We start from the raw sequence: 2,975 nt of genomic DNA, 5'->3' as shown, positions 1-2,975 counted from the left end.
CGTAAGCTCCCCTGTCAAGTAGACAGTCGATTACTGGAATCTGCGGCAGTGGTTAACCTGGGCAGGAACTGCTTGGGAGGCAGCCCACCCAGGGCGTCGTGAGGACGCTGCTCGTTGTAGATGCGCAGCCAGTCCTCGGTAATGTGCTCGACCTGCTCGATGCTCTTGAACACATACGCGTCCAAGACCTCGTGCCGGTAGGTTCGGTTAAATCGTTCGATGTAGGCGTTCTGGTTGGGCTCGCCGGGTTCGATGTGATTGAGCTTGATGCCCTTGGCCGCAGCCCAGTCGATGAAGTCGTGGCTTGTCATCTCCGGGCCGTTATCCATGCGGATGCTGTCCGGCGCGCCATACCAGTCGATCAAACGATCCAGAGCTCGAATCAACCGCGCCGATGGCATCGAGATGCCGACCTCGATGCACAGCGCCTCGCGGTTGGCTTCGTCGATCACGTTGAGCGTGCGGAATCTGCGGCCGTCGTAAAGCACGTCGTGCATGAAGTCCAGCGCCCAGCCTTGGTTGACCAGTGCGCCCGCCTGCAGTGGCACAGGATCGCGCTGCGGGATGCGCTTCTTGGTCCGCTTAGGGATGTTCAGCCCCAGCTGGCAATACACGCGCCACACGCGCTTGTGGTTCCAGCGGCGCCCATTCAGGCGCAGCCGATCAAAGCACTTCCAGAAGCCCCAGCGCGGGCTGACTTCAACGATGGCATTGAGCGCGTCGATCACTTCGGCATCCCTTGTCACCGCCGGCTCGGCCGGCTTGTAGTACGCGGCCCTGGACAGACCCACGATCCCGCAGGCTTTGCTCACCGCCAGCCCTCGCTCTCGGATCAGGTCTTCGGCCGCCAACCGCTTGGCTGACGGCGTCAGTACTTTTTTGCGATGACGTCCTTCATCGCCGCCGCTTCCAAGGCCAGATCGGCATACATGCGCTTGAGCCGGGCGTTCTCCGCTTCGAGCTCGCGCATGCGCGTCAGATCGGACACCGTGGCCCCGGCGTACTTGCTCTTCCAGCCGTACCAGGTCGCCGCGCTGATGCCGTGTTTGCGGCACACCTCCGCCACCGGCACTCCAGTCTCGCCTTCCTTCAGGATCGCCACGATCTGGCTCTCGCTGAACTTGCTCTTTCTCATTGCCGCCTCGTCTTCTTTCTTGAGGCCGCATTCTCCAGTTATGCGCTGTCTGTTTTCAGGGGAAGCTTACGATCCCAGCGAGCGCATGCGCCAGGCCATCGATTCACCCCGAGGCCGGCAGCTGTACAGCCAGCGCATCGGCACCGTCGAGCCGGTGTTCGCGAACCTGCGGCACAACAAGCGCCTGAACCGCTTGAACCACCGGGGACACACCAAGGTCCGGGCGCAGTGGAGCCTGTACTGCATGGTGCACAACATTGAAAAGCTCTCGAAAGCGGGCTTCGGGCAAACCGGGGTTCAATAACCCGGGCGGTAAGCGGCACAATCGCCGTCAGACGCCGATAACCCGGCTCACAAACACGACTTCACCGATGAACCCAGCAATCCGAGTTCGCAAGCATTCGTGCGCACCGAGCGGTGGGCGCGGCTGTGGGATTGGGGTTATTGGACAGCTTCGTTAGGCGTCCAACATGCTCGAGCAGTGTTTGAAAATATTGCGTGAAGCGCTATCTCAGTGCTTCACTTCCGCCAAGCCAGAGATAGTGACGAACTGGGCGATTTCGGGACGAACGGTGTCAGAAATTGGCGGCCGCCTGATTGAAGACTATGTCTTGCTCCATCTTCCCGAAGAACTGAAGAAGACCAGCTTTGAGGGACGTATCGAATGCGACATTCCTGAGTCTGGGCGCGCCGTAGAAGACATTGCCGTCGACTTCTACGCAGCGGACTGGAAGATACGCCTGCTGGTTGACGTCAAGGGGCACAACGAACTGCAAAGAGGTTCTAGGCCGAACTTGGCTTCCATCCGGAAGTGCATTGATCTTTATGAGGCGAAAGCCAGTTCAACTACCGAGGTTGTTGTCTTCTATTGCCGATATGTACCCTCAATTGGGAAGATGCAGCGAAGCAAGACCGTATCGCTAGCGGTGCAGCCAAGCTCATTCACGGAAACAGGAGTCTTTCTGCTGCGGCAGCTGAGTGACGCAAACTTGGACCCAGCGAACATTGGAAGCGGCGGGCAATTGCTGTTTGCTCGAGAGCATGAGGTAAGAATAGTTGATCGATCCAGAGCTGAGTTTGTTAGCCTGCTCCGGCAGTTCCAGGGGCGTCTCGCTGAAGCAAAGTCCAGGTCGAAGGGCAAGGCGATGGACGCCTAACCAGGCGCTCGAGCCGACTCGTGTCGGCAAGCCGCCGCTCGCGGCTCAGTTTCAACGTTAGGCGTCAGAATTCCCACATGAAGCAACTTTTCTATGCCTTGTCGGTCGCCCTTGGTGCCGGTGCCGCATCGGCTCACCCCGTAGTCTCTGATCAATGGTGGAGCTATCTGGCTTCTTACGACCAAGGACCAGGCTCAATTCGCGTGGATCTTGCTTTGCGCAAGATTGCTCCGCGCCCAGACTATCCATATGTTGTCGTAACCGGTCCGACCTACACATCCGAGCAGAAGCAAGGCTTGCCTGAGGTAGGCGATCTGGATCGCTTGAATGTCCTGCAAGAGCGGGTTGTTTCGGCAATCTCGAAGCTGTCCCCTTGCATCTACGCGGGCACATTCACGCACAACTTTGAGCAGCTTCACTATGTCTACGTCAAGGAGCCTTCGGGGGTCGCGCAGACTCTTTCGGAGCTCTATCGGGAACACTGCCCGGGTTGCAAGATCTACACGAATATCAAGCATGATCCATCGTGGTCCGCGTACTCTGACTTCCTATTCCCAAATCAGGCAACTCGCAAGCACTACGGCCTGCAACTTAAGTAGCCGTCAGCATACTGCTGCGATGCCGCCTAACCAGTCGCTCGAGCCGACTCGCGTCGGCAGGCCGCCGCTCGCGGCTCAGCTTCA

4 protein-coding genes are annotated in these 2,975 nt (G+C 58.6%); 3 read left to right on the top strand and 1 reads right to left on the bottom strand.

What is annotated here, in order from left to right:
• Positions 1-14: 14 nt before the first annotated feature.
• Positions 15-1,135 (bottom strand): IS3 family transposase gene (locus WG898_RS24990; RefSeq protein WP_444718998.1). Its coding sequence is split into 2 segments (ribosomal slippage): positions 15-874 and positions 874-1,135, totalling 1,122 coding nucleotides; the frame shifts between segments, so codons are not numbered across the junction.
• On the opposite strand from WG898_RS24990, the gene WG898_RS25350 reads away from it, so the two are divergent.
• The 3 genes from WG898_RS25350 to WG898_RS24975 all read left to right on the top strand — a co-directional run bounded on the left by WG898_RS25350 (position 1,038) and on the right by WG898_RS24975 (position 2,891).
• Positions 1,038-1,439 carry a transposase gene (locus WG898_RS25350; protein ID WP_444718997.1) on the top strand — a complete coding sequence of 134 codons (402 nt, stop codon included), beginning with the start codon at positions 1,038-1,040 and terminating at the stop codon, positions 1,437-1,439. The two genes, WG898_RS24990 and WG898_RS25350, sit on opposite strands and share 98 nt — an antisense overlap.
• A gap of 166 nt (positions 1,440-1,605) precedes the next feature.
• Complete coding sequence (locus tag WG898_RS24980; RefSeq protein ID WP_339605489.1) at positions 1,606-2,292, top strand: Rossmann-fold NAD(P)-binding domain-containing protein; 687 nt, start codon at positions 1,606-1,608, stop codon at positions 2,290-2,292.
• A gap of 77 nt (positions 2,293-2,369) precedes the next feature.
• Positions 2,370-2,891 (top strand): DUF695 domain-containing protein, encoded by a 522-nt coding sequence (locus WG898_RS24975; RefSeq protein WP_339605488.1) that lies wholly within the window; start codon positions 2,370-2,372, stop codon positions 2,889-2,891.
• Positions 2,892-2,975 lie beyond the last annotated feature (84 nt).

Origin of the sequence: Paucibacter soli, assembly GCF_037482845.1 — a bacterium.
GTDB classification, from domain to species: Bacteria; Pseudomonadota; Gammaproteobacteria; order Burkholderiales; family Burkholderiaceae_C; genus Paucibacter_B; species Paucibacter_B soli.
Note: the sequence above shows the minus strand (reverse complement) of the source record. Positions and strands in the feature narration are given on the sequence as shown.

What these genes read in the sequence shown, in the direction of transcription:
- WG898_RS25350 (WP_444718997.1), top strand. Translation starts at nt 1,038, where the DNA reads ATGCCGTGTTTGCGGCACACCTCCGCCACCGGCACTCCAGTCTCGCCT.
- WG898_RS24980 (WP_339605489.1), top strand. Translation starts at nt 1,606, where the DNA reads ATGCTCGAGCAGTGTTTGAAAATATTGCGTGAAGCGCTATCTCAGTGC.
- WG898_RS24975 (WP_339605488.1), top strand. Translation starts at nt 2,370, where the DNA reads ATGAAGCAACTTTTCTATGCCTTGTCGGTCGCCCTTGGTGCCGGTGCC.